The organism is Wolbachia endosymbiont of Drosophila bocki (genome assembly GCF_028982005.1).
Lineage (GTDB): Bacteria > Pseudomonadota > Alphaproteobacteria > Rickettsiales > Anaplasmataceae > Wolbachia > Wolbachia pipientis.
Genome location: NZ_JAPQLG010000176.1, coordinates 1 through 1933 on the forward strand (window position 1 = coordinate 1; position 1933 = coordinate 1933).

Below are 1933 nucleotides of genomic sequence, written 5' to 3' on the forward strand. Positions count from 1 at the left end.
AAACCCAGAAATTTTTAAAGACATGCGATGCACGTAGTGCGAAAAATTAAACATGAGACGCCAAATACCCCAAGTTTTTTGTCATTAACCTGCACAGATTGCGAAGATAAATAAATAGCTTCAGTTTCATGATAAGGAGGCTGGCGGAGTTTGTCAAGTAAGTTTTTTCGTTTCTACTGAATGACAGTTGTGGCTTGGGAGGTAGTGCAAGAAGTCTATTGTATTACTGAATTATTAATAATCTAGTAATAGTGCCTGCTATGTAGCTAAAATTTTCCTTTAACTTAAGCTATATGTAGCTAAAATAACTTGGGTTTACCGACGATTTGACAAACGACAAATTCGTCATCCCGCTACTTGTTAGCGGGATCTAGAGATATCGCAGCGGTATGACCCTGACTTGCATTAGCTATGTATAATAAAGGGAATCTATGACAAAAGAATCATTGGCAAAAACTGATATAGTGAAAGTTGAAGACAAAAAGGCGGTAAGAAGCTTTTTTAAAATACTAGGTGGAGTGGCAGATGCTGTAAGATCGTGGATTGGTAACATCAGTCCTGATTTAAGCAACAGTTGCGATATCGATAGTTTAGTCTTGAAGATGAACGAGTGCTTAAATCCAAAGGGAGGGGAGGTTTCAGCACGTAAAAACGCTGTATCTCTTGGTAACTTGTACTTAAGCTTATCAGAGAAAGGTAAAATAAAATTTCTACAAACCCTGGCAGAAAAATTTAATCCGAATAAAGCGGAAATAGATGAGAGAATTAGAGAGTATAAGAAAAACCAAGATCCCGAGTTAAACTATAAATTTGAACAGGATTTAATAAAAATTCTTGAATCACCGCGTTCTAAAATATTAAAGCAATTTATTTCTTTACCAGAAGGCCTTAAGTTTATTGTTGATATGCGTTCTGACGTGCTTAAGCTAAAGAACCAATATAGAAGCTTGAATCCACTAGAAAGCGAATTAAAAAATATACTCTATACTTGGGTTGATGTTGATCTACTTGATCTTCGTCAAATCACCTGGGATTCACCTGCATCATTGCTAGAAAAACTTATAAAATATGAAGCTGTGCATAAAATTTCCTCTTGGGATGACTTAAAAAACAGGCTGGGTCTCTGTTTTGCTTTTTTTCATTACAAGATACCAAACGAACCTCTAATTTTTGTAGAGGTTGCATTGGTGGATAAGATTGCAGATAGTATTCAACACCTTTTAGATGAGTCGGTACCTTCAAATGATCCAAGTAGTGCGAGCACTGCTATATTCTATTCAATATCAAATACTCAAGCAGGGTTATCTGGAATCAGCCTTGGTAATTTTTTGATCAAAAGGGTTGTAGAAAAGCTATCACAGGAGTTTAAAAGTATAAAAACATACGCAACTCTTTCTCCAATACCTGGCTTTACGAAATGGCTAAAAAACAATCTAAACCAAGATGTCACTTTATTGGGCAAACTAAATATAAAACAATCTAGTGCAGAAATTTTAGAAAGTGCAGAGCAATTAAAAATTAACGTTGAATGTATAAATGAAACTAAACAATGCATGCTTAAACTATGTGCATATTATTTACTAAAAGTGAATAATAGTAATGGGAATGCTTATGATCCGGTGGCGCATTTTCATTTAAGCAATGGTGCATCGATAAAACAATTAAACTGGATGGCAGATACTTCTGAAAAAGGTATTAGTCAGTCGGCTGGAATGATGGTAAATTATCTGTATGAGTTGCCTAAAATAGATAATAATCATGAAAACTATATGGTTAATAAAGTGATTTCCTGCTCGAAAAAAGTGTCGTCTATGTTGAAGGAGTAATAGGAGATGCATAAATATGTTGAAAATTTCCTAAGAACCTGTTTAAAATCTTCGTAATAGGAGAGAAATGAAGGAAAGGACAATCATTTGCAAGCTGGTGTTGAGTT

1 protein-coding gene is annotated in these 1933 nt (G+C 34.7%); it reads left to right on the forward strand.

Annotation, left to right across the window (positions count from 1 at the left end; all coding sequences use genetic code 11):
• Positions 1-431 precede the first annotated feature (431 nt).
• A complete protein-coding gene (locus tag OZD61_RS04170; RefSeq protein ID WP_274979968.1) occupies positions 432-1826 on the forward strand; it encodes a malonyl-CoA decarboxylase in 1395 nt (464 codons plus the stop codon).
• Positions 1827-1933 lie beyond the last annotated feature (107 nt).